Annotated in this window: 3 protein-coding genes and 2 pseudogenes; 4 read left to right on the plus strand and 1 reads right to left on the minus strand. The window is 67.1% G+C overall.

What is annotated here, in order from left to right; genetic code table 11:
- Positions 1-20 precede the first annotated feature (20 nt).
- Positions 21-1,125 (minus strand): annotated as a pseudogene (gene trpD, locus WA317_RS02135) (anthranilate phosphoribosyltransferase).
- A 97-nt stretch (positions 1,126-1,222) separates the two neighbouring features.
- On the opposite strand from trpD, the gene WA317_RS02140 reads away from it, so the two are divergent.
- The 4 genes and pseudogenes from WA317_RS02140 to WA317_RS02155 all read left to right on the plus strand — a co-directional run.
- Complete coding sequence (locus WA317_RS02140) at positions 1,223-1,834, plus strand: cytochrome c oxidase subunit 3 (protein WP_425171471.1); 612 nt, start codon at positions 1,223-1,225, stop codon at positions 1,832-1,834.
- 104 nt (positions 1,835-1,938) lie between these two features.
- The gene (locus tag WA317_RS02145; protein WP_425171472.1) at positions 1,939-2,745 is read left to right on the plus strand and encodes a c-type cytochrome; all 807 of its coding nucleotides are present in this window, start codon (positions 1,939-1,941) and stop codon (positions 2,743-2,745) included.
- 157 nt (positions 2,746-2,902) lie between these two features.
- Positions 2,903-4,105, plus strand: coding sequence for a ubiquinol-cytochrome c reductase iron-sulfur subunit (locus WA317_RS02150; RefSeq protein ID WP_425171473.1), 1,203 nt, complete (start codon positions 2,903-2,905; stop codon positions 4,103-4,105).
- Positions 4,102-4,430, plus strand: a pseudogene (locus tag WA317_RS02155) (cytochrome b); the annotation flags it as partial. The gene WA317_RS02150 and the pseudogene WA317_RS02155, both read left to right, overlap by 4 nt.

The raw sequence follows: 4,430 nt of genomic DNA on the forward strand, positions 1-4,430 counted from the left end.
AGGCTGTGCGGGACTGGGATTCAGAGCTGCTGGGTGAACCGCGCCCATCGCGCGAGCAGCTGTTCGGCCGCTCCGCTGTCGATGGCGACGCCGGCCCGCTGCAGCCCCTCCTCCCAGGCCGGCAGCCATTCGGCGCGGCTGGATAGTCCGGCGTGGGCCACCATTGCGCCGGCGGCGTTGAGCACCACCGCGTCCCGAATCGGTCCCGGGGTGCCGGCGAGCACTGAACGCGCCTCGGCCGCATTCGTTTCGGCGTCACCGCCTTGCAACTCCGCAAGAGCGGCACGGGCAAATCCGAACCCCGCGGGATCGAAGGTCAGTCTGTCGATCGTGCCGGCCTGCACCCGCCAGATCGTGCTCGTCGTCGTGGTGGTCAACTCATCCAGCCCGTCGTTGCCGCGCACCACGAGCACACTGGACCGGCGCGCCGCGAGCACTTCGGCCATCACCTCGGCGAGGTCGGCGAACGCGCAGCCGATCAGCCCGGCGCGCGGCCGGCCCGGATTTGTCAGCGGCCCAAGCAGGTTGAACACCGTCGGAACCCCGATCTCGCGCCGCGGCGCCGACGCGTGCCGGTAGGACGGGTGGAACAGGGGTGCGAAGCAGAACCCGATACCGACTTCGGCGATGCTGCGCGCCACCTGGTCCGGCTCCAGGTCGATGCGCACTCCCAGCGCCTCCAGGGTGTCGGCGCCGCCGGAGAGCGACGACGCCGCCCGGTTACCGTGCTTGACCACCGGGACGCCCGCGGCCGCCACCACGATCGCAGCCATCGTGGACAGGTTGACGGTGTTGGCGCCGTCACCGCCGGTGCCGACGATGTCGACGGTCTCGGTGCCCTGAGTGCCCAGGTCTTCGGTGGGCAGTCGGTGCCCGTGCGCGAGCATCACGTCGGCCAACTCGCCGACCTCGGCCGCGGTCGGAACCTTCATCCGCATGGCGACGCCGAAAGCCGCGATCTGCGCCGGTGTCGCCGCCCCGCTCATAATCCGTTCCATGGCCCAGGCAGCCTGACCGTTCTCCAGGTCCCGCCCGGCCGTCAACCGGCCCAGGACCAGCGGCCACGACGCAGATGACAGGCCCACGCGCCGATGGTCCCACGCCGCCACCACCCCCACCAGACACCGTCCCGCACCACCGTCGGCGGCCGCGGCACTCCGGGGTGGCACAATTTCGCGCCCCGGGTGGAGATCATCAACTACAAAGCGTCATACTTGCGGATGTGACCAGCGCTGTGGGGACCTCGGGTACTGCGATCACCTCGCGGGTACATTCGCTGAACCGGCCCAACATGGTCAGTGTCGGCACCATCGTCTGGCTGGCCAGCGAGCTGATGTTCTTCGCCGGCCTGTTCGCGTTCTACTTCACGGCCCGTGCCCAGGCCGGCGGCAACTGGCCGCCACCGCCGACTGAGCTGAACCTGTACCAGGCCGTCCCCGTGACGCTCGTGCTGATCGCCTCCTCGTTCACCTGCCAGATGGGCGTGTTCGCCGCCGAACGCGGCGACGTGTTCGGGCTGCGCCGCTGGTATATGGTGACCTTCCTGATGGGGCTGTTCTTCGTCCTCGGTCAGGCCTACGAGTACTACCACCTGACCAGCCACGGCACCACGATCCCCGGTAGCGCCTACGGCACGGTGTTCTACCTGGCCACCGGCTTCCACGGGCTGCATGTCACGGGCGGGCTGATCGCCTTCATCTTCCTGCTGGCGCGCACCACGATGAGCAAGTTCACCCCGGCGCAGGCCACCGCCAGCATCGTCGTCTCGTACTACTGGCATTTCGTCGACATTGTGTGGATCGCGCTGTTCGCCACGATCTACTTCATTCGATGAGCAGCGCAACGAACAGGAGTGCTCAGTTGAAGAAACTGAGGTTGGGCCGCCGAGCCGATCCGGACGGCTCCGCACCGGCCGGTGACCGCTCGCGGCGGCGCCGGATGACCGAGCGCTCACGCCGGCGTTTCCGGCGTCGGCTCTCTGGCGGACTGCTGCTGGTAGTGGGGCTGACGATCGCCGGCGGGCTGGCTGCCGTGTTGACCCCGAAGCCGCAAGTGGCCGTCGCCGACGAGTCCCAGTCCGCGTTGCTGCGCACCGGCAAACAGCTCTTCGAAACTTCCTGCGCCACTTGTCACGGCGCCAATCTGCAAGGCATTCAGGATCGCGGTCCCAGCCTCGTCGGAGTCGGTGAGGCGGCCGTCTACTTCCAGGTGTCCACCGGACGGATGCCTGCCGTCCGCGGTGAGGCGCAGGCGCCCCGCAAATCCGCGATCTACGATCCCGGGCAGGTTGAGGCGCTGGCCGCGTACGTCCAGGCCAACGGCGGCGGCCCGACCCTGGTTCGCGATTCCGACGGCACTATTGCGGAACGATCCCTGCGCGGCAGTGACCTCGGTCGCGGCGGCGACCTGTTCCGGCTCAACTGTTCGTCCTGCCACAACTTCACCGGGCGGGGTGGAGCCCTGTCGTCGGGCAAGTACGCGCCCGCTCTGGACGCCCCGACCGAGCAGCAGATCCTGGCCGCGATGCTGACCGGGCCGCAGAACATGCCCAAGTTCTCCGACCGTCAGCTTTCGCTCGACGAGAAGAAGGACATCATCGCCTACGTCAAGTCCGTGACCGAGGAGCACCAGCCCGGCGGCTACGGCCTGGGCGGCTTCGGACCGGCACCGGAGGGCATGGCGGCGTGGATCATCGGCATGGTCGCCGTCATCGGCGCCGCACTGTGGATCGGGGCTCGAACGTGAGCGCGCCGGCGATGAAGATGCCGGCATCCCCGGGATTGAGGAGTGGCGCAGATGAGGCCCGCCGGCGACAAGATCCCGGCAGGGCCGGGATTGAGGAGTGGCGGAGATGCGCGCCGGCGACGATGCAGAGCGAAGCGATGAGGAGGAGCGGCGCCATATGAGTGACGTCAGCGACCCGGTCGGCGCCGACACCGAAGCCGCCCCGAGCACCGCCGAGCCCACCGAGGCTGAGCTCAATGCGATGTCGCACGAGGAGCTTGTCAAGCTGGGCGGCCGGTTGGACGGCGTGGAGATCGTCTACAAAGAGTCGCGTTGGCCCGTCGAAGGCACCCGCGCCGAGAAACGCGCCGAACGGCAAGTGGCGCTGTGGCTGCTGCTCGGTGGATTCTTCGGGCTGGCGTTGCTGCTGGTGTTCGCGTTCTGGCCGTGGGAGTACAAGCCGAAGGATGCCGACGGCAGCTTCCTCTATGCGATGACCACGCCGCTGTACGGGCTGACGTTCGGGCTGTCCATCCTGTCGGTGGCCATCGGGGCGGTGCTGTACCAGAAGAAGTTCATCCCCGAAGAGATCTCGATTCAGGAGCGGCACGACGGGCGGTCCCCGGCGATCCACCGGAAAACGGCGGTGGCTAACCTGACCGACGCGCTGGAGGGCTCCACCATCCGCCGTCGCAAGCTGATCGGGTTGTCGCTGGGCATCGGGCTCGGCGCATTCGGCTTGAGCACGGTGGTCGCGTTCATCGGCGGCCTGGTCAAAAACCCGTGGAAACCGGTTGTCCGGACCGCCACCGGCAACAAGGCGGTGCTGTGGACGTCCGGCTGGACACCGCAGTACCTCGGCGAGACCATCTTCCTGGGTCGTGCCACCGGCCGAAGCGGCGGCCCGCCGTTCGTCAAGATCCGCCCCGAAGACATCGACTCCGGCGGTATGGAGACTGTGTTCCCATGGCGGGAATCCGACGGTGACGGCACCACCCCCGAGTCGCACGAGCGGCTGTCCGCCACCATGATGGGCGTCCGCAACCCGGTGATGCTCATCCGCCTGCGCCCGAACGACGTGCCCAAGGTCGTCAAACGAAAAGGCCAGGAGAGCTTCAACTTCGGTGAGTTCTTCGCCTACACCAAGGTGTGCTCGCATTTGGGTTGTCCCGCATCGCTTTACGAGCAGCAGTCCTACCGAATCCTCTGCCCGTGTCACCAGTCGCAGTTCGACGCCCTGCAGTACGCCAGACCGGTCTTCGGTCCGGCTGCGCGTGCGCTGGCGCAACTGCCGTTGACCATCGACAATGACGGGTATCTGGTCGCCAACGGTGACTTCATCGAACCTGTTGGTCCGGCGTTTTGGGAGCGTACGACATGAGTCCGAATTTGAGTCCGCCGAAGCTGGATGTGGGCACGGTGCTGGCCCGTCAGGGTGACGACATCGACTCGCGGTACCACCCCTCGGCGGCGGTGCGGCGGCAGCTGAACAAAGTGTTCCCGACGCACTGGTCGTTCCTGTTAGGCGAGATCGCGTTGTACAGCTTCATCGTGTTGCTGCTCACCGGCGTCTACCTGTCGTTGTTCTTCGATCCGTCGATGACCGAGGTGACCTACAACGGCATCTACCAGCCGCTGCGCGGCGTGGAGATGTCGAAGGCCTACGAGTCGACGCTGAACATCAGCTTCGAGGTGCGCGGCGGGTT

It is taken from the genome of Mycobacterium sp. (assembly GCF_049802695.1).
Taxonomy (GTDB): domain Bacteria; phylum Actinomycetota; class Actinomycetes; order Mycobacteriales; family Mycobacteriaceae; genus Mycobacterium.